This is a genomic window from Paenibacillus sp. KN14-4R, assembly GCF_052180255.1.
Classification (GTDB): Bacteria; Bacillota; Bacilli; order Paenibacillales; family NBRC-103111; genus Paenibacillus_AM.
Map to the genome: position 1 here is coordinate 3,646,529 of NZ_CP197466.1, position 24,264 is coordinate 3,670,792.

Annotated in this window: 26 protein-coding genes; 8 read left to right on the forward strand and 18 right to left on the reverse strand. The window is 41.1% G+C overall.

All coding sequences use genetic code 11. The annotated features are described in order from the left end of the window. Positions 1-40: 40 nt before the first annotated feature. Positions 41-925 (forward strand): non-homologous end-joining DNA ligase, encoded by an 885-nt coding sequence (gene ligD, locus ACSBOP_RS17995; protein WP_442601881.1) that lies wholly within the window; start codon positions 41-43, stop codon positions 923-925. 17 nt (positions 926-942) lie between these two features. Here the strand turns inward: ligD and cls are convergent, their stop codons facing one another. Further along, entirely contained in the window at positions 943-2,364 is a 1,422-nt protein-coding gene (gene cls, locus ACSBOP_RS18000) for a cardiolipin synthase (protein ID WP_442601882.1), read from the reverse strand. A 125-nt stretch (positions 2,365-2,489) separates the two neighbouring features. Here cls and ACSBOP_RS18005 point away from each other — a divergent pair, with 125 nt between their 5' ends. Next, positions 2,490-3,248 carry an HAD family hydrolase gene (locus ACSBOP_RS18005; RefSeq protein ID WP_442601883.1) on the forward strand — a complete coding sequence of 253 codons (759 nt, stop codon included), beginning with the start codon at positions 2,490-2,492 and terminating at the stop codon, positions 3,246-3,248. Here ACSBOP_RS18005 and ACSBOP_RS18010 read toward each other — a convergent pair. After that, positions 3,232-3,852: a hypothetical protein gene (locus tag ACSBOP_RS18010; RefSeq protein ID WP_442601884.1), complete on the reverse strand. Its 621-nt coding sequence runs from the start codon at positions 3,850-3,852 to the stop codon at positions 3,232-3,234. The genes ACSBOP_RS18005 and ACSBOP_RS18010 overlap by 17 nt on opposite strands. Before the next feature lie 169 nt (positions 3,853-4,021). On the opposite strand from ACSBOP_RS18010, the gene ACSBOP_RS18015 reads away from it, so the two are divergent. From ACSBOP_RS18015 to ACSBOP_RS18025, 3 genes are all read left to right on the forward strand, one after another. Next, positions 4,022-4,600, forward strand: coding sequence for a thymidine kinase (locus ACSBOP_RS18015; RefSeq protein WP_442601885.1), 579 nt, complete (start codon positions 4,022-4,024; stop codon positions 4,598-4,600). Between the two features lie 104 nt (positions 4,601-4,704). Beyond that, the gene (locus ACSBOP_RS18020; protein ID WP_442601886.1) at positions 4,705-5,709 is read left to right on the forward strand and encodes a M23 family metallopeptidase; all 1,005 of its coding nucleotides are present in this window, start codon (positions 4,705-4,707) and stop codon (positions 5,707-5,709) included. A gap of 3 nt (positions 5,710-5,712) precedes the next feature. After that, the gene (locus ACSBOP_RS18025) at positions 5,713-6,153 is read left to right on the forward strand and encodes a bactofilin family protein (protein ID WP_442601887.1); all 441 of its coding nucleotides are present in this window, start codon (positions 5,713-5,715) and stop codon (positions 6,151-6,153) included. 73 nt (positions 6,154-6,226) lie between these two features. On the opposite strand, the gene ACSBOP_RS18030 is transcribed toward ACSBOP_RS18025, so the two are convergent. The 6 genes from ACSBOP_RS18030 to ACSBOP_RS18055 form a co-directional block, all read right to left on the reverse strand. After that, a complete protein-coding gene (locus ACSBOP_RS18030; protein ID WP_442601888.1) occupies positions 6,227-7,285 on the reverse strand; it encodes an ABC transporter substrate-binding protein in 1,059 nt (352 codons plus the stop codon). A 19-nt stretch (positions 7,286-7,304) separates the two neighbouring features. Further along, positions 7,305-8,075, reverse strand: a complete 771-nt coding sequence (locus ACSBOP_RS18035) for an ABC transporter permease (protein WP_442601889.1) — start codon at positions 8,073-8,075, stop codon at positions 7,305-7,307. Next, on the reverse strand, positions 8,008-8,847 hold the full coding sequence (locus tag ACSBOP_RS18040; protein ID WP_442601890.1) for an ABC transporter ATP-binding protein: 840 nt from the start codon (positions 8,845-8,847) through the stop codon (positions 8,008-8,010). The genes ACSBOP_RS18035 and ACSBOP_RS18040 overlap by 68 nt, the downstream gene beginning before the upstream one ends. Positions 8,848-8,964: 117 nt before the next feature. Further along, positions 8,965-9,618: an SGNH/GDSL hydrolase family protein gene (locus ACSBOP_RS18045; RefSeq protein WP_442601891.1), complete on the reverse strand. Its 654-nt coding sequence runs from the start codon at positions 9,616-9,618 to the stop codon at positions 8,965-8,967. Positions 9,619-9,623: 5 nt separating this feature from the next. Beyond that, a complete protein-coding gene (locus ACSBOP_RS18050) occupies positions 9,624-10,445 on the reverse strand; it encodes a glycosyltransferase family 2 protein (RefSeq protein WP_442604524.1) in 822 nt (273 codons plus the stop codon). A gap of 29 nt (positions 10,446-10,474) precedes the next feature. Further along, positions 10,475-12,325, reverse strand: coding sequence for an ATP-binding protein (locus ACSBOP_RS18055; RefSeq protein ID WP_442601892.1), 1,851 nt, complete (start codon positions 12,323-12,325; stop codon positions 10,475-10,477). Positions 12,326-12,463: 138 nt separating this feature from the next. Here ACSBOP_RS18055 and ACSBOP_RS18060 point away from each other — a divergent pair, with 138 nt between their 5' ends. Both ACSBOP_RS18060 and ACSBOP_RS18065 read left to right on the forward strand, forming a co-directional pair. Next, complete coding sequence (locus ACSBOP_RS18060) at positions 12,464-12,703, forward strand: hypothetical protein (protein ID WP_442601893.1); 240 nt, start codon at positions 12,464-12,466, stop codon at positions 12,701-12,703. Positions 12,704-12,805: 102 nt separating this feature from the next. Then, complete coding sequence (locus tag ACSBOP_RS18065) at positions 12,806-13,450, forward strand: thiamine diphosphokinase (RefSeq protein ID WP_442601894.1); 645 nt, start codon at positions 12,806-12,808, stop codon at positions 13,448-13,450. Positions 13,451-13,554: 104 nt separating this feature from the next. Here the strand turns inward: ACSBOP_RS18065 and ACSBOP_RS18070 are convergent, their stop codons facing one another. The 10 genes from ACSBOP_RS18070 to ACSBOP_RS18115 form a co-directional block, all read right to left on the reverse strand. Further along, positions 13,555-14,481 (reverse strand): thiopeptide-type bacteriocin biosynthesis protein, encoded by a 927-nt coding sequence (locus tag ACSBOP_RS18070; RefSeq protein WP_442601895.1) that lies wholly within the window; start codon positions 14,479-14,481, stop codon positions 13,555-13,557. A 264-nt stretch (positions 14,482-14,745) separates the two neighbouring features. After that, a complete protein-coding gene (locus ACSBOP_RS18075; RefSeq protein WP_442601896.1) occupies positions 14,746-15,405 on the reverse strand; it encodes a response regulator transcription factor in 660 nt (219 codons plus the stop codon). 11 nt (positions 15,406-15,416) lie between these two features. After that, positions 15,417-17,771 (reverse strand): ATP-binding protein, encoded by a 2,355-nt coding sequence (locus ACSBOP_RS18080; RefSeq protein ID WP_442601897.1) that lies wholly within the window; start codon positions 17,769-17,771, stop codon positions 15,417-15,419. 32 nt (positions 17,772-17,803) lie between these two features. Next, positions 17,804-17,980, reverse strand: coding sequence for a competence pheromone ComX (gene comX / locus ACSBOP_RS18085; RefSeq protein ID WP_442601898.1), 177 nt, complete (start codon positions 17,978-17,980; stop codon positions 17,804-17,806). Between the two features lie 163 nt (positions 17,981-18,143). After that, complete coding sequence (locus ACSBOP_RS18090) at positions 18,144-19,058, reverse strand: polyprenyl synthetase family protein (protein WP_442601899.1); 915 nt, start codon at positions 19,056-19,058, stop codon at positions 18,144-18,146. Positions 19,059-19,202: 144 nt separating this feature from the next. After that, entirely contained in the window at positions 19,203-19,403 is a 201-nt protein-coding gene (locus ACSBOP_RS18095; RefSeq protein WP_040951936.1) for a cold-shock protein, read from the reverse strand. Between the two features lie 873 nt (positions 19,404-20,276). Further along, positions 20,277-20,981, reverse strand: coding sequence for a purine-nucleoside phosphorylase (gene deoD, locus ACSBOP_RS18100; protein WP_442601900.1), 705 nt, complete (start codon positions 20,979-20,981; stop codon positions 20,277-20,279). Positions 20,982-21,022: 41 nt separating this feature from the next. Further along, positions 21,023-21,733: a PIG-L family deacetylase gene (locus tag ACSBOP_RS18105; RefSeq protein ID WP_442601901.1), complete on the reverse strand. Its 711-nt coding sequence runs from the start codon at positions 21,731-21,733 to the stop codon at positions 21,023-21,025. Beyond that, positions 21,720-22,061: a DUF1806 family protein gene (locus ACSBOP_RS18110; protein ID WP_442601902.1), complete on the reverse strand. Its 342-nt coding sequence runs from the start codon at positions 22,059-22,061 to the stop codon at positions 21,720-21,722. Before ACSBOP_RS18110 ends, ACSBOP_RS18105 begins: the two co-directional genes overlap by 14 nt. A 97-nt stretch (positions 22,062-22,158) precedes the next feature. Next, a complete protein-coding gene (locus ACSBOP_RS18115) occupies positions 22,159-22,776 on the reverse strand; it encodes an FMN-dependent NADH-azoreductase (RefSeq protein WP_442601903.1) in 618 nt (205 codons plus the stop codon). Positions 22,777-23,043: 267 nt separating this feature from the next. Here ACSBOP_RS18115 and ACSBOP_RS18120 point away from each other — a divergent pair, with 267 nt between their 5' ends. Next, positions 23,044-24,258 (forward strand): ROK family protein, encoded by a 1,215-nt coding sequence (locus tag ACSBOP_RS18120; RefSeq protein WP_442601904.1) that lies wholly within the window; start codon positions 23,044-23,046, stop codon positions 24,256-24,258. The last annotated feature ends 6 nt before the right edge of the window (positions 24,259-24,264 follow it).

The following is a 24,264-nucleotide window of genomic DNA, read 5'->3' on the forward strand; positions in this document are numbered from 1 at the left end:
CAAATGTGTGTGTACATACGAATAATCGGAGGCAGGACCAATGGCTGTAGAAACAGGCACATTCGAAGTGGAAGGACATACGTTAACGCTCTCCAATCCTAATAAGTTGCTGTGGCCTGAGGCAGGCATTACCAAGCTTATTTACATGCAAAAACTCCTGGAACTTGCCCCCTATTTACTTCCCTACTGCCGCGATCGCTACTTAACGACCATCCGATTTCCACATGGAATTGCGGGTAAAAGCTTTTACCAGAAAAATGCCCCCGAACCCCTTCCTGATTTTGTCGAAACAGCAAGCCTACATGACATTAAATATGTCAATATGAACGCAATCCCAACACTATTGTGGCTTGGCAATTTGGCTTGTCTAGAGTTTCATCCTTCCTTCCATCATATTGGAACGCAAGCACCTGCCGAATGGATTATCGATCTAGATCCTTCGCTAGAAGACGAGCCGCGTATCATGGAAGCTGCCTCCTACGTAGGCCGCATCCTTCAATCCTTGAATATTGCCTCTGTTCCCAAGACTTCGGGCGCAACAGGGGTACAAATCTACATTCCGATTAAGCCGGGCTATACGTTCAATCAATTACGAACAATTGGTCATTTTATTGCCAAATATGCAGCAGAGCAATACCCCAATCTTTTTACCATAGAACGGTTGAAAAAACATCGCGAGAAGCGCATTTATGTCGATTATCTACAACATTGGATTGGTAAGACATTATCTGCTCCTTATACGCCGCGGGCAAAAAAATATGCGACAGTCTCGACGCCCCTTACTTGGAAGGAAGTTGACCAGAACTGTCAAATACGGGATTTCAATCTACTCACAATCGGCGAACGTGTACGCACGCATGGAGACTTGATTCAACAAGTACCCCCGCAAGATTTGGACACCATATTAACCCATTTGGTACGGTAGAAACATAAGCGACGCGCTTAAAGTAGCGGGGAAATCGTTCGCGCGATATTTTCTTTGCATTTTTCCCATTTGGAACGTTGCTTGAAGACTTCCAGCGACAGCTCATAACTATCTGCCATATCCTGTACAAAATCAACTTCCAAACGGGCAATCGTCTCACTATCATACATGACTGCATTCAGTTCAAAATTGCTGAACAAGCTGCGCATGTCCAGATTCGCCGTTCCGACCATACCTATCATATCGTCGATAATCATCACCTTGGCATGCATGAAACCTTTTTGATACTGATAAACGTGAATTCCTGCCTCCAACATATCCTCTATATAAGAAAGTGATGCATATTGCACAAGTTTGCTATCCGAAACCTCTGGAATGATAATTTTGACATCTATGCCGGCTTGCGCAGCTGCTTTCAACGCAACAGTTAAGGCTAGATCTGGTATAAAGTAGGGAGTTTCGATGTAAATCCGCTTTTCCGCAGCAAATATACCGCCATAATAGGATTGGTAAATGCTTTTACCTGCTCGATCTGGACCCGATGCGATCATTTGTACAACCGATCCTGAGTCATACTCTTCATTTTCCATATAATCAACAGCTTCAAGCTTCTTTCCACTTGCAAATAACCAATCTTCAAGAAAAACAGACTGCATATACCTCACCCCGGCACCTTTAACCATTAGATGCGTATCCCGCCAAAATCCCAGCCTCGGATCACTTCCCAAATACTCATCGCCAATGTTAATCCCACCAGTAAATCCAACCTTTCCATCAATAACGACCGTTTTACGATGGTTCCGATAGTTGAGGCGCTTATCAAAAAAAGAGACGATAACCGGCAAGAAGGAATAAACTTCGATTCCATTTTCTTTTAGCTGTTTTATATAGGAAGATGAGAGCTCATACGACCCCAGTCCGTCATACAATACGCGTACCTTGACACCTTCTTTGGCTTTATTAATCAAGGCATGCAAAAAACGCTGACCGGATTGATCATCTTTAATAATGTAAAATTGAAAATGAATGTGCTGCTTCGCTTTTGCAATTTCTGTCAGCAGCGCTTCATACGTTTCTTCAGCATTCGTGAGCACGCGAACCTGATTGCCTTTTGATGCTACGACAACAGGCATAGAAGCCGCATATTGCAGATACTTCGGATAGTCCCTTAAGCATTCCGCAAGTACTTGTACCGATTCTTCTACCGGCTGATTCTGCTCCCCAAGCCCCATCGCGCGGATTTTATGCGATATCCGACTTATTTTTTTACGATGATGATAATCTTTAGCTAAAAAATAATACATAAAGGCACCCAATGGTGGGAAAACAAACAGGATCACCATCCAAGCAACCACTTTGGACGGATGACGATATTGTCCAAGCAGGATGGTTGCCAGTTGTATAATAAAAAGCGAAAGAAAAATAACACACCAAAGCATCTCTATACACCTCCAAAAGCTTAGGTGATATAGTTTGCACTAGTTGCTCGGATGCTATGAAATATGCTACAACAAAAAGATACATAGAAATCAATTGACCATATGAATAGATAGGAGCTTTCGAGATGAGCGACCAAAATACGAAACAAATTATTTTATTCGACTTGGACGATACACTTGTCCATTGCAACCGATACTTTAATGTCGTCCTGGAGCAATTTGCAGACGAAATGTTAACTTATTTTAACGGACATGGATTAACGTCTGAGGAAATTTTAGAAAGACAAATCGAAATTGACTTGGCAGGCACAGCAAAACATGGATTTTTACCGGAAAAATTTCCCGACTCATTGACTGAGACTTACCACCATTATTGTGAACAATTTGGTTGCGAGCCGGATCAGCAAGAAATCGATTTCTTAGTTAAACTGGGGTTCAGCGCCTACTCATTTCCAATTGAGCCTTACCCTGATATGCATAAGACACTTCAGACTCTGCATGAAGCCGGTCACACTCTTTGTTTGTACACCGGCGGTGATGCTTCCATCCAAATGCGTAAAGTGGACGATACGAACATTCGCAAATACTTTGAAGATCGTATCTTCATTACCTTACACAAAAATACGGAATTCCTCCGTTATATTCTGGAGACGCAAGGCTTTGATCGCTCACACACATGGATGATCGGCAACTCCGTCCGTACGGACGTTATGCCTGCTCTAGATAATGGTATCCACGCCATTCAAATGATCCCTGAGATTGAATGGGCATACAATATCGTAGAAAATACAAGCACACCTAAAGGAGCCTTTTTCAAAGTCGATGCCTTAAAAGATATCCCTATTAAGATAAATGAATACTTACAAGCTAACGCACTGGTATAGGGTTAATATTCAGCATCTTCGTGATCTGATTATATTCCAGTGAGTATCGTTGACCATGGACAAGTCCAAATCTCCTCGCCCACTCTACATTCATGATAAATACTCCACTATCATCTAAAGCTGGTGAAATTCCAATCTTAAGGCACGGGCTGACAGTCCCCTTCTGGCTCTGCAGGACGACGTTCCCGCCGTCAGGTAAGCCAAGCTCTCCAGCAGCGTTGTATCCGAATAGAATTGGCCTCACTTTTCCCCTATACCTCAGAATGCGTTCTCGAAACAAGAACACTCCTTTACTTGAAGGAGTTCTTTTTATTTTTATCATTTTCTGGGTTTCATCATAATCAAGTGCGTATCGATAGCCGGATTTTAGCTTGAGTTGTTTTGAAACAATAGGAGAAATGCCTAATGAATGGTAAAAATATTCTCCTGTCGATTGTTCAACCTCCACCTGGAGGATCCGATTCAGATTACCATGCTGCAGCGTTATACTACTCCGATCAGGAATCGCACTAAGCGCTCCTTTTGCGGGATTTCCCAACGTCAATGACATTGTATCTTCTGTCCACTGTGGGAAAACAAAAAGATCTACTGCCCCTTTTACCAATTTACATCAACTCCGTCTTTTTGTGCTAGATTGGGATTCCTCCTGTCACTTCATAGAATATGAGATCTGTTCAAGCAGTGATTGTGCTTTAGGGGAGAAGGGAGAAAATTGGTCAAATCCATGCTATGATAGATCACGTTGTAAATTTATTTTGAGAGAAGGCGAACTCTTGGCTAAACTATATTTCAGATATGGCACCATGAATAGCGGCAAATCTATCGAAGTACTTCGAACTGCACATAATTATGAGGAACAAGGAAAAAAAGTACTCCTGTTCACTCCTTCTGTTGATGATCGCAGCGGAGTTGGGACAGTTGCTTCACGAATTGGTATGCAAAAGCAAGCCATTGTTGTCGATGATCTTATAGATATTCGGGCCATTGTACAAGAAGAAAAGCCCAATTGCATTATTGTGGATGAAGCTCAATTTTTGACAAAGGAACAAGTCAATCAATTCGTACTCATCGTTGATGAGTTAAATATACCGGTTATCGCTTATGGTTTGCGTGCCGATTTCTTAGGTGAACTTTTCGAGGGCAGTTATCAATTACTTGCGCTTGCAGATAAAATCGAAGAAATAAAAACCGTTTGCTGGTATTGTGACAGCAAAGCCACGATGAACATGCGTACGGAAGGTGGCAAACCTATTTTCCACGGAAATCAAATTCAGATCGGTGGGAATGAAGCTTACTTACCTGTCTGCCGTAAGTGCTATACATTCAGAAAAAAAGAACAAATCTCCATCTAAAACCGTTGGAAAACTCCGTAAAACCGAGAACGATGTCATGGAACGATGGTCTATAGAATACACTTTGAAGCAGGGGTTGTTTTTCTGGAGGGAAAGGAGCTTAAATGAAGTTCATTCTGGGTAAGAAAGAATTTACCCTAATGTTCATCCCAAGCGCCAACCGCCGCGTCGTTAAGTTCAAATTGCCGCAAAGTATGCTCATCATTGTCCCAACAGTCATTGTTCTCGCTTTAATCGGATTTTTCCTTACACTCTATTTGATGGACAATTCGTTTGCCCACACCAAGGAAACCCTCAATGAATCTCATCTGCAAGAAGCGCGCCTATTAAACGACCAAATTGCTACGAAATCAAGTGAACTTGAAAAGCTGCAAATTGATTTGGTCACCCTCTCCCAGCAAGCCAATCAATTCAAAAGCAAGCTGGAGGAAATTAAGAAGCTCAAGCATGTAATCACACTCATGTCTGATCCTTCTATATCCAATTCAACTATCTCCAGAACCCCCTCGGAACTTAGCCCTGCATCTGCTTATAAAGAGAATGTAGGCGGTTCAGATGAACCGTTTGACGGTGAAGAACTGGTCAAGCTAGCTTCCGTCACCAAGAATGACTTATCCGGGCTAGTCAGCGACATCAATGAATTGCTGACCACATTAACGGATTCCGAGCAAAAGTTGGTCAAGGCACAGCATATCCGTAATGTTACACCCACGATATGGCCGATTGATGCACGCCGGATCACTTCAAGTTTCGGTATTCGTCTAGACCCCTTCACAGAAAAGCCATCGATGCACACAGGGCTCGATATTGATGGTAAGCTAAACGACAACGTATACGCAGCCGCTGAAGGTACTGTCATTGATGTTGGCAAGCACCCGGACTTCGGTAATTACATCCTTATCGACCATTCTCTTGGCATTCAGACACAGTACATGCACTTGAACAAAGCACTTGTAAAATTAGGTGATAAAGTCACGAAAGGTAAGCTTATCGGACTTGTCGGATCAACGGGCCGTTCTACAGGTACTCATCTGCATTACGAAGTCATACGCAATGGAAAAAAAATCGATCCTACCCCATATCTCGTTTCATCGAGAAAGGAGGAATAAGGAATGCTGAGGAAAAAAAACCATTATTCGGTGGGCTCACCTGATACGATTATTGGTGAGAATATGATTTTTGAGGGAAAGATGATATCTGAAATGGCCATTCGCATCGAAGGGAACATTCAAGGTGAAATTGACTGTACGAATGATGTAACCATCGGTGAAAAAGGAGTCGTCCATGCTAACATTCAAGCACGTGCCATCATTATTGCGGGTAAGGTCAAAGGAGATATCATCGCCAAAGAAAAACTCATAATTATGAACGCAGGGGAACTAACAGGTAACGCCAACGTCCGATCGATCATCATCGAGGATGGTGGACTCTTCCATGGTTCTTGTATGATGCAGCCAGTTTCACATGAAGAACGCACCCATCCAAAGCTCATCAGTTCAAAAGGGAAAAACAGTCATACCAATACAGAAAGCAAAGCAGCTGGAGCAAATTAACCAAGCGTTCATGAATGACATAATAAAAAACCTGTGAGCCCAATGGTCACAGGTTTTTTTATTGATTCTATACTTATTTGCCAGCTTTGACTTCTTCCAGAATGGATAGATCAATGAATTTGCTCAAATCCAGTTGTTCTACCTTTAGTTCCTTAATATAGCCCGCTTCAATGGACACTTTCGCCATTTCCTCTAAAGCTGGACGTGAAACGTCAGTCGTCAAGTTCAAATGGGCTAAAGCTGCTTTAATCAGCTTGTTGTCCATCCCTTTACCACTAAGTTTTTTCAATTGATTGTTAATAAGCTCATATGATTTCTCTTCGTTCGTTTTAATAAACTGAATCGCTTCGTTATTCGCTTTTACAGCTCCCTTGGCTAAGTCACGGTGCTCTGCAAGGAACTTATCCGAAGCTACAAGGATCGTTAAGGGATAATTGCCGTTATTGGGTGGAATCTTATCCCAGCCTACCAATACCTTACCTACACCCTGCTCCTCAATTTGTGTACCCCAAGGCTCTGGAATGAGTGTTGCATCAACTTCTTTTTGACGTAAAGCAACGAGTGTCTCAGCAGGTGCACGCGCAATAATCTGAACACCCGATATGTCTGTCGTGACTTTAAGTCCTTCTTGTTTCAAGAGTAGACGAAGGGAAATCTCATTCGTGCTTCCTTTTGTCGGAATGGCAACTACTTTACCAACCAAATCTTTCACCGTGTTGATCCCAGATTCTTTCCCTACTGCGAGAACTGCACCACCATTGTTAGAACCGGAGATCACCTTGAAGTTTTTACTTTTTACATATTGATTCGTAGATGGACCTGGTCCTACAAATCCAAGATCAATTGCTCCTGTTGCAAGGGCCGTGGAGAACTCAGATCCGTTATCAAAAGACGTGACCTCGATTTTCACGTTATCTCCAAAATTCTTTTGAAAATAGCCGTTTTCTAAAGCCACATAACCCGCAGCGTGGGTCACATTTTTAAAAATACCAAGCTTTACAGTCACGGGTTCTTTGCTTACAGCAGTCTTTGGAGTTGCCTTGGCAGGCTCTGAAGCCGTTTCTTTCCCACATCCACTGATCAGCGCAGTAAGTACGAACAAGATGGCAAACAGCATGGATATTTTTTTCATAGTAATCTCCCCTTTTTCTTTATTTATTAGACACGGATGAAAGTCCGTAACGTACGAGCAGCTTATCTTCCAAGCGTTTGAAGCAAAAATGATCGGAAATCGTACCGATAACCGCAATAATGATAACAATGCATAACATTAAGGCTGTATCTCCAAGTCCCTTACCATCTTGCAGTAATTGACCCAGACCAACGCCCTTTGCTATCAGTTCACCCGCCACAAGTGCCCGCCACGCAAATGCCCATGCCACACGAACACCATTCATTAAATGCGGAAATGCCGCCGGTACATAAATTTGATAGAACATCTTGAACCCATTGCCTGTACCCATCGTCTGTGCTGCCTTTATATAAAGAGGTGGGATATTCTTTATCCCTGTACGCGCGGAGAGTGCCATTGTCCAAGTCGCACCAAGCGCTGTAATGAAAATAACCGAAACATCATTAAACCCGAACCAGATCATCGCAAAAGGGAGCCAAGCAATACTCGGAACCGTCTGCAAGGCTACAACAAGAAAGCCAAGCGTATCATCTAAGAAGCGATACCTCGCAAACAAAAACCCAAGCAACGTTCCTACCGAGATTGAGATGGCAAAAGCAATGATCAACCGCCGTACAGAGGCTATAGTTGCCTCCAACATTTGTCCTTCTGTAAATCCAAGATAGAACGCCTCAAAGGTCTGAAATAACGATGGGAACTTCCAACTTTCCCATCCGATCAACCTATATGCCGCCTCCCACGCTATCAGAAGTACGATCAGAAATATCCCCCGTCTTAATGCTATATTCATCGCCTGTTTCCTCCCTAACGACTTTTTCCAGTTCGTCTCGTAACGTCTCCAGAATCGCATTCTCCACATGATGGAGGACAGTATCCTTCTGACTCCGCGGTCTTGCCGCCTGCACTGCAAATTCCTTCTTGATCTTCCCAGGTCTTGTTGACATGACCACAACACGATCCGATAATATCACGGCTTCGCGAATGTTATGTGTAATGAACAATATTGTCTTCTGTGTTTGCAGCCAAATTTGTTCTAACTCTTTATGCAAAATAATTCTTGTCTGCTCATCCAATGACGCAAACGGCTCATCCATGAGCAAAATATCCGGATCCATGGCAAGCGCTCTGGCAATTGCCGCCCGCTGCTTCATCCCACCTGAAAGTTCATGCGGATACCGATCCGCAAACTTACTTAAGTGAACGGTGCGCATATGCTCAAGTGCGATCTCGTTACGTTCCTTCTTCGCAATGCCTTTTTGTTTCAAACCGAATGCGACGTTATCTTGAACAGTTAGCCAAGGAAAGAGAGCATGCTCTTGAAATACGACAACTCGATCTGAACCTGGTCCCGTTACTCGACTCCCACCCACTTCAATTAGACCGTCCTCGTGGGGTTCCAGACCTGCAACCAGATTTAAGATCGTCGATTTCCCGCATCCAGATGGACCCAGCAGCGATACGAACTCTCCCTTTGCAATATCAAGCGATACATTGTCTATCGCCGTAAACGGACGGCCATCGCGTTGTATGAATGTCTTATTCACGTTACGTATCCGGATCATCTTGATCTCCCCTTTATATCCATCAAAATTTACCATTTGATTATACCAACTTATTTTATCGGAATTATGGTATTTGTCAACAAAAAAATCATCGCCTCAGCGATGATTAGCATTTTTCTACGATATAATTGTTATTTGCTCTATAATACAATCTGCGTACAAGTCGTGTCCCTTTGCTGTCGGATGTACACCGTCATCTACACCTGCATTATCTAAATTTCGTAGCACACCTTCAGGGCCTGTCAGTGTACCTCCTGCTGCTAAGTATTCTGCCCACTTCCTCGCAATGTCTGCCAATGGTACATTTAATTCTACAGCCGTCTCTCGTATGATCTCACTGTATTCATCAAGCCATGCTTGCGCTCCCAACGGATGCTGATACCAGGCCTCTGGATGTCGATTATAATAATATTGAGTGGCGTCCCCCGTAATAATCGGAGAGATCGTACATAGAATCGGTGTGCAATCAATCTCACATAATTGACTTACCATCTGTCTTAGATTGTGCCTAAACGTAATCTTGTCCACGAGATGAGTATTCAGAGCGGTTGCATAATGATCATTCATCCCGAACTCAATAATCGTAAGATCTGGCTCTCTAACAATAACATCTGTCTGTATCCGTGCAAGGCCTTGCGTTGTGTTATTGCCCGGTACCCCTGCATTATAGGTCCCACAACCGAATCGCTGTCCCAGCTTGTACAAATACGTGTCTTCCACTGGTAAATAAACACCTGAAGTAATGCTGTCACCAAACCCAAGAATAAGCATTTGCTTCACCCCTCCATTTGATATAGCCGCGATTTGTAAGGCACACCGTCCCAGACAAGAGTGGATGGGACTTTACGACTTTTTACAGCAGGCTCTTCTAATAAAAGAAAGAAATTCTTTGTAGGCAAATTACCGAGATCATGTTTTACTGTGAGCAAATCCAAATACGGGCGCATATGATCCAAATTGTCGGATAGGTTGTCGCCTCCTTGGTGAAACGCGTAAAGCACACTTGCAACAGGTACCCGTGTTATTCGGTACTGATTGGCTACCCGCAAGAAAAAATCCCAATCCCAGTAATGGAATACCTCTTCGTCAAATTCACCAATGGTTTGATGAATGTCTTTACGATACAAGCACCCCGACGGAACAAACGTTGAAAACTTGCGCATTGCCACTAAATCATCATCATACGCAAACAATTGCCGTGATACGGGCACGCGTCCATTGTCACCCTGTACATAATGAACAATCTCAACATCTGAATAAGCCAGATCATAACCTTCCATAAGGGCATCCCGCATCCGCTGAACATGACCATCTGTCAGCAAATCATCATCATCACATAACATGATATATTCACCTTGCGCGCGCCGCACTCCTATGTTTCTCGCATGCACATGCTGTACATTCTGTTCCATGTCCACAATCTGAATATCCAACTCTGGGTATAAACTTCTGACCTGTTCAACAGAACCCCCACCATCATTAACAATAATCACTTCGAGCGGTGTGTAGCGTTGTCTGACTATTGATTCCACAAGCTCACCTAACACACGATGACGATTAAACGTCGGTATGACGATACTGATCAAAGGAGATTCCATCAACCTATCCACTTCCTTCATCCACCGTTTTAACTTATGGGATTCTCTATAGGAAGTACGATTTCAACTGTTGTCCCTTTATTTAGTTTACTACGAATTTCCAATTTTCCGCCATGGTATTCAATAATTTTGGCACAGACCATGAGCCCCAGCCCAGTACCCGTTTCTTTTGTAGTAAAAAAAGGTTCTCCGACCCGCCGCATCTCTTCTGGGGCGATGCCCACACCTTGATCAATAATGAAAATCCGCAAGGATCCTTTACTCATTTTCATGATGATTGTTAATAAGCCCCCACTTGGCATTGATTCCATTGCATTCTTAATCACATTCATAAAAACTTGCTTTAGCTGATTCGGCTCACAAAAGTTTTTTGAGACTCTTTTATCTAAGATGGTCTTTAACTCAATTCCCTTCTCCCTCATATCCTCACGAAATAAATCTAATGTACGTTCCATAATTTCTGGCACATGACTTTCAACCATTTGAGTATGTATAGGTTTTGCAAAAAACAAAAAATCACTTACTATATCATTGATTCTTTTCACTTCTGTCGAGATTAAATCCAAGTATTGTGTCTGATCTGGTTTCTTCTGCATGAGCTGCACAAATCCGGATATAACCGCAATTGGATTGCGAATCTCATGTGCTACACCTGCAGCAAGTTGGGATACGATAGTTAGTCTTTCTGAACTTTGTGCAAAAAACATCAATTCCATCAGGCGCTTAATTAATTGAATCAGCAGTACACATATAAATACAAAAAGCCCGAAAGTCGTTAGTGGCGGTAACATGTCCATCCACTTCCATACATTTTGTAAAATATCTAATGTTCCTGTTACACAAACAACAAGACCGCCAATCAGCAAAGATTTTGCTCCTTGTGTCCCCTGCTTCGCCTCCAAAAAAATGCGATGCAACAAGAGCATCATAGTCAGTATAATGATAATCTGATAAATAAATAATGCTTGGGGAATGGTGGTCAACCGACACACAATAAGTATCAACGAAAACCCTGCAAATACCAGATGTGCTTGCCATAAAAATCGAATAAATCGAATCGATCTAGTGATAAAAATTTGCTCAACTAACATCGTGACACCAGCGATTCCTAAGTACAGCGAAATTAATTCCAAGTACGTCCATAGTAACGGCGCATCATACAAGAGATTCGCTATCGTAGTCCGACAAAGAGAGTAGATCCCGAAAAATAAGGAGAAAAAGGTAAACGAGAAAAACAACTTTTGCTTGCGAAAATGAACATAGGCATACAAGAAAACAACAGCTGAAAGAATATAGAAAGAACCAAGTGCCAACTTATCTACATCCTGACGAAATGTATAAAGTAGAAAATCCGCCCTTGAGCCCACCATAGCTGTACCAATAATTCCGATATTATCAGAAGCTGAAAACACCCGAATATATAAATCCTCGCCCATTACCTCGGTTGGTAGTGTAACGATCCGTAGAGGTGTTCCTGGGTATTCCAATCGTTTTTTCGGATCCATTGTTCCATACGAATACAACTTCCCTTTTGACGTATACAGCTCATAATGCTCGTATATTTGAATCGATAGACTGGCATCCCGCCATGCGGCATCTGGTAGTTTTGTCCTAAGCCACAATTCATTTTGGCTATTGCGATCTTCTGGGTTTTTTGGTTCAACAATTGGGTTCCAATTATCATTGGGTACCTTTGTACTGGTGAACCATGCCGGCTTACCATTTCCTTCCTTTATCGCTTCCTCCCATCGATAGGCCCAGTCCTGAAGAGGGACAGGTTCTGTATCTGTATAGGTAAATGGTGCGATGTTTAAACCGATATCCAATGCGAGTAAGGAAAGAAATAAAATAATAAATGAAATTTTTGTAAAAATCTTCATATTACCCTCGCTTCGACATAAAGTTGCAACATCATACATTTTCCACACCCATCAGGCAATACCCTTCTCATAATACTTTCAAGTATCGGAAATATTAATTAAAGTTGTTCAGAAATAGGTGCTAGGGAGGATTTAGGTATGTCAAATTCTAAGCAAATGGACCCAATGTCTCATGAAAAAGTATCAACGGATGGCATATATGCAGATGAGGATGGTCATGAAGTTGCACTAAAAAGAGGGGACGAATTTCCTGCTGATCTCGTTCTGGGAGAAACAACTTGGGAACTGAAGGGCTTCTCCATGCAAGAAGGCGAGATTGATCACACGGGCAAAGATAACACATCACTCCGGAAGCACGTGGATCGCGGCGATAAGTAGTAAGGTTGAACAAAACCGAGTTCATCATGAACTCGGTTTTGTTTTGCTAACTTATGATATAGTGTTACTTGAAACGAAACATCCATGTTAGGAGAATAAAACATGAAACAAGATAAACGCATCGTTATCGTGAGCGGCGGGCAGCTAGGTCCTTGGGTGCTCCGACAAATCCATTCTGACGATATTCTCGTAGGTGCAGATCGCGGTGCATGGTTCCTCATCCAAAATGGGCTTCAACCTGATCTCTCACTTGGTGACTTCGATTCCGTCACTGTAGATGAACTAGAACAAATACGCCAGAACAGTAAACAATTCATGGATTGCGATCCCATTGATAAAGATTACACCGATACCGAGCTTGCACTCCGATGGGCACTGGAACAACAGCCGCAATCGATTGCTATGCTTGGCACCCTCGGCTCAAGGCTCGATCATTCATTAGCCAATATCCACCTCTTATACCCAGCCCTTGCTAGCGGCATTTCTTGTGTAATGATCGATGCTCATAATGAGATTAGGCTTATTAGAGAGCAGACACTTATCACCAAAGGACCTTATACTCACATTTCGCTCTTACCCTTATCCATGGAGGTTACCGGCATTACGTTAACTGGATTTCAGTACCCCTTAAACAATGCGACACTTCAGATCGGACAAAGCTTAGGAATTTCTAATGTGCTGTTAGAACAAACCGGCATTATTGATATCAAATCAGGGCATCTGCTCGTTATTCAAAGTAAAGACTAGGCTAAAGTCCTTCCAATTATACAAAAAATAAGCTGATCCAGTCATTTCACTAGATCAGCTTCTTACCTATCCATCTATATTTTCTTGACCATGATATATCTTGCTTACTGAGCTTGGGCATAACGACCTTCCTTTGCAAGCGATTGAATCATGGTTCCCAAGTAATATTCATATCCTGGTATAATTCCCAAACGGTTATTTGTCATGTGTATATGTGAGAACGCAATGGATGAAATCGTCTTAATAAACATTTTCCGATCAACGAATGTTTCTCCAAGATGCGGGTCCAGCAGATTCCCTTGTCTAGCTAGCTCTTCTAGGCTGCTCCGTGCATCATATAATTGTCCTACCCATTTTTGATAAAAAGATGATTTAGAAGGCTCCTCAGCAAGTGTAATCAACGTATGAATTCTGGACTCCAGCGTTTCTTTATGTTGAAGCGCTAAATTTTTTCGCTTTTCAAGTTCATCTTTGGATTCAATAAATTCACCCCAGAAGAGAGCATATTGTCCAAAATATTCACTTATGCGTTCAGGCTCCACTGCCATACAAAGGGCGGTAATGACCATTAAATCAAAAGCCATAATAATACGTTTTTCAAAATTGCCTACAGTCTCACGCAGCACATGTACGGTCATTTCACTCGACTGATGGAATAACTTTTCACTAATATCCATCGCAAGCTTACCACCATAACGCATGTATTCCGGCTCATAAGGCAATGTGATAATTTCTGTTTGCTCATTCCAAGGCGCTTTCTTCGGGTCTTTGGGTGGAAACATTTCTCTCATGAATTGATTCGCAACTTTACGAATCGTTGTCTCCACCTCTGGGCTCGCGTTTAGAAAACGCATGCGCGTATGCGGACCTCCTTCCCAATAACGAATATAGAACCACTCGTTACAATGACCTTGATCCTTCAATTCCTCAATAGCTGGAAATAACGCTTGATTAAGTAATGCTTCTTGTTGATCATGTTGGTGGCAAAAAATGTGCAGTGTTAACCATTCTCTCGTTTTGCCATTTATCATTATTCAAAGCCCCCTCACATCTTCTTATCCTGTTCTTTTTCCCTTATCTACATCGTAATTCATCTGACTCCCCTTTTCACCGAAAACAAGGCTTTTAATCACGACATTTTATTGCGGTGACCGTAAGGCAAAAACATCCATTACCGCAATAAACCGCAAAGTCAGTACCACATCACCGCAACTCATCTAACATAGCTAATCTTAAAAAATGGTATAAAAAAAACCTAGCAGAATAAATCAACTAGGTTCTTCCTTAAGCCAGTATTAAAGTGCAAATTCTTTTTCGTGAATTAATCCCAGACGTCTTCCTTCCATAATCGCCTCGGATCTGGATCTCACGCCTAACTTTTCAAAAATACGGGTCAAATTATACTCTACTGTACGCTGACTGGAATATAAGTTTGCTGCAATCTCCTTATTACTCTTGCCACGTGCCACTTCTTGCAAAATTGCTTGTTCTTTCTCGTTAATTGATACTTCCTCAAGCTTGGGACCTTCCGCCCGCGTCAATCTGACTTCATTTCTTCTCAGCTGCTTCAACAGGACAGATGGAATTATCGCATCCCCACGTAATGCACAACGAATACCCATAACAAGCTGCTCACGGGACGCCGCTTTGGAGATAAAGCCCGAAACTCCAGATTCCACAAGAATATTGAAATGCGAAGAAATATCAAAACCTGTATAAATAAGTACGATTGTATCTGAATCGATCGCCATCACACGCTTAGTCAACTCAAGCCCGCTAATAACAGGCATATTCAAATCAAAAAGCATAATATCAAATTTCTGTTCTTTTATAATTTCAAGGGCTTCCATCCCAGAGAACACGACTGAAACTTTAAGATCTTGTTCTTTTTCGATCATATTCTTCGTACCTTCACCTACAGATGGATGATCATCTACCAATAAAATATTAATCATGAAAAGCCCCCCTATCCAATATTACTTTCGATTGACGATAAATTACTTTGATAAGGTAAACTCACTCGAACTTCAAACCCCTCACCAAAAGAGGAATGGAACGATGTTGTTCCCTCCAACCCAGCAATTCGTTCACGAACGCCAGATAGTCCCATGTGTTTAAAAGAAGATTGAAGTTGACTTAGATCCATCCCTATTCCATTATCTCGATAAATATAAGTAATTGTCTCATCATCATGATGTAATTGAAGTTCTACTTTCGTCGCTCTAGCATGCTTCATCGTATTTCTTAATAATTCTTGAGTAATACGGTATAAAATCAGCACATATTCATCGTCTAACTCTAAATTAAAATCTTTGTGATCAAAATCAACCACATAGTTGGCATTAAGCTGGGCATAACTACATAAATTATCTACCGCTTCAACAACCCCTATTTCTTTCAAGAAAGGGGGTCTTAATTCATTACAAGTTTCTCGAATCTGATGAATTACATCTAGCAATCCTTCTTTAATTTCAACCATTCGTTCACGCATTTCTGGTGGTGTCTCCGACTCATCAAGCAGCGCCTCGAACTTACGATACCACAGCAATTGATCCTGCAGAGCAGAGTCATGTAAATCCGAAGCAAGTCGTCTTCGTTCCTGCTCCGATAAACGGAACAAGAGTCGTACGATCCAAGAAGGCGCTTTGTTATTGTTGTCGGTTTCAATATTAGAAATAATACCTTCAATTAACTCTAAATTCTCATAAACAATGCTGACATAATTCGATACCGTCTTCATCCATAACATTTCATCAACGTTATAGCCCATCCGGTTTTCCTTGCCATCCATCCACATCATGTAATTCGAATCTTGTCTTCTACCGATGATGCAGCATATTCCAGTACTTACTCGAATCACTTCACCAACTTCATTATGATGCGGTTCTTTTATTAATTCTTCCATGATTTGTTGACTAGGTGCACTGCCTACAACTCGGCGCAAAGTAAGCGTTTTGTCTTGCCTATTTTGCTCAAAAATAGCTACAGACTTTGTTGGCATGACATGCAGTACTTCTTTAATCAGTCTTTCTTCTAAATCTGAGGCTCGCATAATTTTAGAAATCTGCTGCGAGAATTGATTCAAACTAGCTTGAAAATTACGTTTTTCTTTAAACAGGAAACCAGTTAATTTAAAATCTAATGATTCTTTAAAATACAGCAGCATGATAATGCCCAAGTAGACGAGAATAAATGATTGTACCCATTGTAGTGGAACATTGTTGTTTTGCGTTTGTACAAACTTAACCCCAATGACGATTAACATCGCTGGAATCACAGCCAAGAAGCTGTAATATCTTAGCCGCCCGATAATAAAATCAATATCAAGCAAGCGATTCGAGACAATTAAATATACATATACAACTGGCAAAAATAGCAGACACATAGCTGCTAGATTGGCTGGAATCACTTCAATTCCAAATATCATCATCGGTAGTGCATATAAAACAATGAAAGGGAAAAACGAAACAGCATTACCGACAACTAAATACTTAAATAGCGGTCGATAAATCGTTCCGTGATATTTCACATATCGTGATATCAATATGTAAATTGCAATGATATTACCGATAGAAAAGGATACTAATGGCACTCGACTAAGAATAACAGCGGAAAGTCCAATATCAATAGCCGTATAATTTACTAGCAATGTTATTCCAAATATGAAACCGTTGATGCTATACAAAATAACTAACCAGCGCGATTTCAACATCTGAATCCCATATTCCTTAAAGTAACTATATAAAAAATGCAGGAAAAATATAGGAGATTGACTCAGGCAAATTCCGATGATCATTTGTGCATATATTATCCTTCTTGTTGCTGCTCCAGCTGACAAATAGGCTAACGCAATCGAAAGGAAAAATAATATTAGCATCTTTGATGCATGATCATTTTGTTTTTTGTAATATAAAATGATAGAAAAAAGAAACAATATAATAAATAAAGTTGCAGGTAAGATCGTTTGATCAATTGTAATCGGAGAACGTGTTCCCTCAGGAACAGCAAACATAATATGTTCCCCATTACGAATGACTTCAAAACTATTAACCTGCTCTAGCGAATTATACTTCAGAGGATAATGAAGTGATGGTTTCTGCCCATTGACTTGATTTAAAACATCTCCTAATTGAACACCGTTTTTACTACCCCAAGCCAACGGGTCAACCGTGCTAACTGTCCATTGACCGCTTTGGTTCTGATTCACATCTACCCCGATATATAATGATTGCAACTGTGAATGTACCAATTGAACAGCAATATATAAGGTAACAAGTAATACAAGTATCATTGAAAAATTGTATTTTCTAAGTTGTATCATTAAGCTCTCCCAATTATGTAATTAAGTGAAGCTTACCAATTCCAATAAGCTTTCATTGGCTCCACTTTCTGATTGTCTTTGTTTCCAATAACTTCGATAATAGCTCGATGTTGACTAGCAGACACACCAACCAAACAAGCTTGTCCATTCACAACTAATTTTGCTACATCTTGGTTGCCTACTAAATAATTCATAATATTCTTCAACATGTTCGAGCCACCTACTCTTTCAAATGTTTAATGATTTATCTTACAAAATCAATATATCACAGAAAAATAGGTCTCGCCTCGCTAACCATACTGCTAGAAACCGCAAACATTTTTGCGTGACCGCAACGAAATCCCGCAAAATATGATACAAAAGTTGCGGAATCTACAATAAGTATGGGTACAATCTCCCTCTCCATTCGTCATGAATCGGTAATTTGTCGATTAATGCTTGCACTTCAAACTGCTGCAAACGAACTAGGACTTCCGCATAATCAAGTGCACCAGATGTATGGATAAGGTCAATAATTTCTATTTTATATGTAAACATATCTTCTTTTTCACGCTTGTGATCATAGTACTCACGAATCACTTGAGCAAGTTCATGCTCATATTCCAGAACGTACAGGATTGGTAATGTCTTTTTGCGGTGCAGCAGATCATTACGTACATCCCACCGGATTATACCCTTCATATCATTACGCATTTGCGCTACGGTTCCAAGTCCCAAACCAATTTCTGCAACGCGTTCATGATGCTCTGGCGTGGCTAGAGCTGTGCCGACTAGACATGCGCAAGCTGCTAATGCACCCGATTTACCCCGGATCATCTCTAAGCATTCTTCTTCGCTTGATACCTGATCTTGCAGATCCATCTGTTGACCATTAACCGCCTTCATAATTCCTTGATTCAAATAGTTCACAGCACGTTCCCGTGCATCAAGAGGAAATGAACTATTTTGTAAAACAGCCATACTTAGTGATTGCAATCCGATCGCGACATTCAAGGCAATTGCTGGAGGAACATGAGCCCAAGGTACACTATCATTATCGCGATCCTGTACATCATCATACATATCCAGAGCAAGTATCATAAGTTCTACTGCTGCTGTGGCCTGTTCAATTTCAGGCGAAGTTCCACCAAACATCGTATAATGAAGTCGTGTCAATTCACCAAAAACAGTAGTCTCAGTGACCTTATACGATATAAATTGAAGTGCTAATCGCCTCAGTTCAGGTTCTGTAAAATAACGTTCTACTGCCGCATGCATCGTTTTTTCTAAAGAATGAATAAGATTCATATTCCACTTCCTTATTCAAGAATATGATTAATTTTACCATAAATAGATTACAGAAGCTTCTGACTATTAAAAAACAAAAAATGCAGTTGCCTTCCGAGGAAGGTAACTGCATTTCATGCGTGCGATGCGTAATTTAGTTATAAATTACAGCTTTACAACGTTCTCAGCTTGTGGTCCGCGGTTGCCTTGAACAACGTTGAACTCAACGCGTTGGCCTTCGTCCAAAGATTTGAAGCCGTCGCCTACGATTGCGGAGAAATGTACGAATACATCGTTTCCACCTTCAACTTCGATAAAACCAAAACCTTTTTCTGCGTTAAACCATTTTACTGTGCCTGTTTGCATTGTAAAACCTCCAATAATTGTTTTTAACATGTTAATCCTATTTACTGAGTAAATAAAGTATCACATATTCCAAAAGGTACCGTTTTGTCCAAAAGATAACCCTTTAGAATAGGCGATTTTCCAATCACTCAGGATGGTTTCATGATACCATGTAATTTTATAAAAAGCAATAGTAGGCAGGGGCTGATTTCGGGTTCGAAAAAGGAGGGTCGGAATATTCTATATATTCATAACTTGTCTTAATCAACCATTTTAAATGTACAATTCTCCATTCCGAACTACCCTTTCATGAGATCGTCAATCCTGCGCTATCAAAGGGATTGAGCAATTTATGATTCAAAATATTGCTGTAAAATATTTCACCAAAACTACAAAAATATTTGGTTTTATTTTCTAAATATAAAATTCAGAATTTTTAAAAAATATAAGCAAGAGAACCCAATTACGGTTATCTTTCCCCTATGCAAAATATCCTTTTTAAAACGGTTTCAAAGCAAGTGAACTTTACTCTTTTTTTGGAAAAAAATAAGAAGAGCAGACTGCTACTCCGCCTACGTTATAGCATGATTATTTATCTGGATATATATAACTGACTTCCCATTATTCAACCAAATGTCGCGCAATTGAGCTCCTATATCCTATGTCGCAATAGCGGATAAGGAACCGCAATCTAACGAACATACTCAGTAGATAAAACCATCCGAAATTCGAAGTCGTAAATACTAATATATTATTCGCTCTAATGTTATTGTTGCCAGCCATCCTAACATTATCCTGTGTTGAAAACACTTACATGAACCCACAAAAAAAGAACCCTCGTGAGTTCGCACTCACAAAGGCTCTATTCCGCTTTTTAAGCTTATTTAAAATGATCTACTTCGCTACAGTTTGAAGCGCTACTTCGATCATCTCATTGAATGTTGTCTGTCTTTCTTCTGATGTCGTTTCCTCACCTGTAATGATGTGATCACTAACCGTAAGAATGGTTAAAGCATTCACGCCAAAACGTGCTGCGATTGTGTAAAGGGCAGCAGCTTCCATCTCAACGGCAAACACGCCATGATTTGCGAGCTTTGTTACGATTTCTTTGTCATCATTATAGAAAACATCAGAAGATAATACGTTACCTACACGAATGTTCAAGCCTTTTGCAATACCTTGATCATATGCTTTGCGCATTAATTCAAAATTCGCAATCGGCGAGAAATCGTAGCCAGGGAATGCGTTGCGGTTCATAGATGAATTCGTACATGCAGCTTGTGCAATGAGAACATCACGTACACGAATATCTTTTTGAATCGCACCGCAAGTACCAACGCGAATCAAGTTCTTCACACCATAGCTATTGATTAGCTCATGAATGTAAATGGAAGCTGACGGCATACCCATGCCTGTTCCTTGTACGGAAACACGTTGACCTTGATAAGTCCCAGTGAAACCTAACATACCACGTACATTGTTATAGCAAGTTACGTCTTCCAAAAAAGTCTCCGCAATGTATTTCGCGCGAAGGGGATCACCTGGTAATAGAACGGATTCTGCGATATCTCCTGGTTTTGCTCCAATATGTATGCTCATTGTGCTACCTCCATTAGTGGGATTGTTATTAGATGTTGGTGTTATTCAGTAAATAGGCTATCCTGATCTTTAGGAACATTGTTTCCATGAATGAAATACTCCATTCGGCTAATATGACCAAGTGCTTCAGCGTCTGGTTTCCATACCCAATCTATAATTTCAGACTGAGAACGGTGTGCACGAAATGCAAGTAACTTGTTATATCGACCTGGCGTAATATCAATCGCCGTTACTTGGCTTGGATCAATCCCGTATTTCTCAGGATGCTTCATACTGTCACCGTACGAAATATAATATAAATGCATCGGTTTGTCGAGCTTTCCTCTACGAACAATACGTTCAAACCCCGCTTTACAGAACTTGCCGATTGCGCAGTGATCTGGATGCCCACCGAGCACTTCATGGAATGTTAAGACGACGTCCGGTCTAATCTCCTCGATAATCGCGGCAATTCGAACCTCCATGACATAAGGATCCTCGAATTCGACCGTTTTATCCAACACTTCCAGAAATTGAAGTCTGCTTATGCCTAATACACTGCAGGCTTCTTTCAGCTCAAGTTCTCTTGCGCTAGCGATTGTCTCTCGATTCAATACCGGCGGGTTACCGACCCTTCGACCCATTTCGCCGCGTGTTGCACAAACGAGTGAAATTTCTGCCCCTTCTTTTGCATACTTAGCAAGGGTTCCTCCACAGATGAAAGACTCATCATCCGGATGCGCCAGTACGAGTAAGATTTTACGTACCGTCATAGGTACTCACTCCTTTAGTAAAATGAAACGGTCTTAAGCTCAGTTCAAGCACAGTTGTAATCCGACCTTGATCATCATGCCCTGCAAGAAGCAATCTCTCTTCTGATTCGCTCACATAATGGGTCAAACCTTCCATGCGAATCCAGCCGTTATATGGAATTCGAATCGCAACCCGATAAGGGCCTTCACCTGCAATCATGCATTGTTCCACTTCCACGGATATGTTACGAAGAAATCCACCTGGAATCGCCTCCGCATGAACGTACACCTGCTGCCCAATAAAAGCTCTCAGTGCTTGACTCACAGTTGATTTGTGTATCGATTTCATGGGTTCATTCCTTTCTCGTTACTACTGGAAAATTCATTATTTATTATAGCATATGCAAAAACGAGATACCTATGGTACCTCGTTGTAAAAACTTCGATTAGAATACAAGCGCTAAGTCGCGGACTTTTTCTAAACCATCTTGCACTAAAGCTTCTGCTTTGTCTGGGTATTGGTTGTGACCTTGGATAATCACCTTTTGCAAATCTTGTATGCCAAACAAGGAGAATGAACGTGTCACTAAATTCACACACATTTCGTTTTGCGCATTGGAGTAATCTCCACCACTAGCGTTAAGAAGAGCTACTTTCTTGTCTTTTACAAGACCTACTGGGCCTTCAGCTGTGTAACCGAATGTGATTCCAGCTTGGTTCAAGTAGTCGATATAAGTGTGAAGAGGAGCTGGCATTGTAGCGTTCCAAAGTGGGAATGCAATCATCACTTTATCTGCAGCAAGGAATTGGTTCAAGTATTTGTTCACAATTTCAGTTGCTTGCTGCTCATCCGCTGTTAACTCATAGCCAGCACGAACTTTGTACATGCCGTTAATCATATCGTTACCGTAGTACGGAAGGTTTTCTGCGAATAAATCCAATTCTGTAATGTTATCGTTCGGGTGAGATTCGCGGTATTTCGTTACGAATGCATCATACATTTTTACAGAAACAGATTGCTCAATTGCACGAGGGTTAGCTTTAATTAATAATACGTTTGACATGTTGGTTAACACTCCAATATTTAAATTTTAGTTTACAAACTTAATAGTATATAAAGTATATTATATAATCTTCTACTCTTTGTCAATATAATTTACTAATTTTAAATTAGTACCTTTAAAAATATGGAAATTTATTAATTAATATCTTAAATTAAAGATATAAGGGTGTCAAGTATGTGTGTCGCATACATTGATTATTTTCCTTTATGTGTTAATTGCACTATACTTATGTCACAATGATTCCTGGCGGGAGGCTGGAGAAAAAATATGGTGAACAACCTATTTCGAGACATCATTAAAAAAAGAAATGATAAGGAAATTTACCACATCATTCGCAACCACACCCTCATTTCTAAGCTAGAGCTGCTGGAGCTTGCTAACCTGACAGGAAGCACGTTGACACGAACACTCGAAGATTTATGTATGCAGCAGCTTATTACAGAAGCTGGATTCGGTGAATCCACAGGTGGACGAAAGCCAATCCTGTATGCGATTAACCCTACTTTTGCCTACATTTTTGGTCTGGAAATATCTCGGACTTCCTCCATGCTCGTTTTGTATGATTTTGCTATGAATAAAATAGATGATGTGCACTGGAAAATGTCACATGAGACTACATCAGACGTTTTCTTAAAAGATGTCGTTCTAACCGTAAGAACGATGCTGGAAAAGCACCAAATTACGACTTCACAGGTGCTTGGACTAGGTATTGGTGCTGTTGGGCCGCTCGATCCAATAACCGGAACGATTCTATCACCTTTACACTTCCCTGCGACGGGTTGGAGCGATATTCATATTCGTGATGACTTGGAGCGTGAACTCAATCTCCTCGTGTTGTTAGACATCGGTGTAAACACTGCGATTATAGGAGAATATTGGTCAGAGGGCATTAAGAAGTATCCACTGATGCTCTATATTCATGCTGGGATTGGCGTGCGCTCTTCGATGTTATATCAAGGACACATTATGCCTGGAAATGCTGCCATGGAGCAATCAATTGGGCAGATGATCATTCAATCTGATGGTATTCGGCTAAGTGATACAGGGAACTATGGCAGCTTGGAATCGTATGTAACAATCCCTGCTTTATTAAATCGTGCTCAAACACTCTTAAGGCAAGGGCGAGCAAGCAGCTTGAAGATGATCCAGAAGGATATAGAGCAACTAACATTCTCGGATCTAAAAGAAGCACTGCAAGATCAAGATCCACTTGCAATTGAACTATTTACGCAATCCGCCTGTTACTTCGGAATTGGGCTTGCGAACATGATTAACCTGCTGCATCCCGATAAAATATTATTGGGCGGACCTTTAGTCAGCAGCGCCCCACTCTTCTACGAAGTCAGCACGCGGGTTGCATTGGAAAAGACATGTGGGTATCCCGATTATGAACCGGAATTTACTTTAGGTAATTTAGGGGAAGAAGCGATCACCTACGGTGCCGCGGTTATGGTGATGAATAAATTGACGGGAACTGGATAGTAAATA

Bases quoted from the DNA above. Each gene is read 5' to 3' on its own strand.
- ACSBOP_RS18115 (WP_442601903.1), bottom strand. From the start codon at position 22,776: ATGTCAAACGTATTATTAATTAAAGCTAACCCTCGTGCAATTGAGCAA.
- ACSBOP_RS18110 (WP_442601902.1), bottom strand. From the start codon at position 22,061: ATGAAATCGATACACAAATCAACTGTGAGTCAAGCACTGAGAGCTTTT.
- cls (WP_442601882.1), bottom strand. From the start codon at position 2,364: ATGCTTTGGTGTGTTATTTTTCTTTCGCTTTTTATTATACAACTGGCA.
- ACSBOP_RS18050 (WP_442604524.1), bottom strand. From the start codon at position 10,445: ATGGAATCTCCTTTGATCAGTATCGTCATACCGACGTTTAATCGTCAT.
- ACSBOP_RS18065 (WP_442601894.1), top strand. From the start codon at position 12,806: ATGAAACAAGATAAACGCATCGTTATCGTGAGCGGCGGGCAGCTAGGT.
- ligD (WP_442601881.1), top strand. From the start codon at position 41: ATGGCTGTAGAAACAGGCACATTCGAAGTGGAAGGACATACGTTAACG.
- ACSBOP_RS18060 (WP_442601893.1), top strand. From the start codon at position 12,464: ATGTCAAATTCTAAGCAAATGGACCCAATGTCTCATGAAAAAGTATCA.
- ACSBOP_RS18055 (WP_442601892.1), bottom strand. From the start codon at position 12,325: ATGAAGATTTTTACAAAAATTTCATTTATTATTTTATTTCTTTCCTTA.
- deoD (WP_442601900.1), bottom strand. From the start codon at position 20,981: ATGAGCATACATATTGGAGCAAAACCAGGAGATATCGCAGAATCCGTT.
- ACSBOP_RS18080 (WP_442601897.1), bottom strand. From the start codon at position 17,771: ATGATACAACTTAGAAAATACAATTTTTCAATGATACTTGTATTACTT.
- ACSBOP_RS18025 (WP_442601887.1), top strand. From the start codon at position 5,713: ATGCTGAGGAAAAAAAACCATTATTCGGTGGGCTCACCTGATACGATT.
- ACSBOP_RS18075 (WP_442601896.1), bottom strand. From the start codon at position 15,405: ATGATTAATATTTTATTGGTAGATGATCATCCATCTGTAGGTGAAGGT.
- ACSBOP_RS18040 (WP_442601890.1), bottom strand. From the start codon at position 8,847: ATGATCCGGATACGTAACGTGAATAAGACATTCATACAACGCGATGGC.
- ACSBOP_RS18070 (WP_442601895.1), bottom strand. From the start codon at position 14,481: ATGATAAATGGCAAAACGAGAGAATGGTTAACACTGCACATTTTTTGC.
- ACSBOP_RS18120 (WP_442601904.1), top strand. From the start codon at position 23,044: ATGGTGAACAACCTATTTCGAGACATCATTAAAAAAAGAAATGATAAG.
- ACSBOP_RS18030 (WP_442601888.1), bottom strand. From the start codon at position 7,285: ATGAAAAAAATATCCATGCTGTTTGCCATCTTGTTCGTACTTACTGCG.
- ACSBOP_RS18105 (WP_442601901.1), bottom strand. From the start codon at position 21,733: ATGACGGTACGTAAAATCTTACTCGTACTGGCGCATCCGGATGATGAG.
- ACSBOP_RS18020 (WP_442601886.1), top strand. From the start codon at position 4,705: ATGAAGTTCATTCTGGGTAAGAAAGAATTTACCCTAATGTTCATCCCA.
- ACSBOP_RS18095 (WP_040951936.1), bottom strand. From the start codon at position 19,403: ATGCAAACAGGCACAGTAAAATGGTTTAACGCAGAAAAAGGTTTTGGT.
- comX (WP_442601898.1), bottom strand. From the start codon at position 17,980: ATGTTGAAGAATATTATGAATTATTTAGTAGGCAACCAAGATGTAGCA.
- ACSBOP_RS18045 (WP_442601891.1), bottom strand. From the start codon at position 9,618: ATGCTTATTCTTGGGTTTGGTGACAGCATTACTTCAGGTGTTTATTTA.
- ACSBOP_RS18005 (WP_442601883.1), top strand. From the start codon at position 2,490: ATGAGCGACCAAAATACGAAACAAATTATTTTATTCGACTTGGACGAT.
- ACSBOP_RS18035 (WP_442601889.1), bottom strand. From the start codon at position 8,075: ATGAATATAGCATTAAGACGGGGGATATTTCTGATCGTACTTCTGATA.
- ACSBOP_RS18090 (WP_442601899.1), bottom strand. From the start codon at position 19,058: ATGAATCTTATTCATTCTTTAGAAAAAACGATGCATGCGGCAGTAGAA.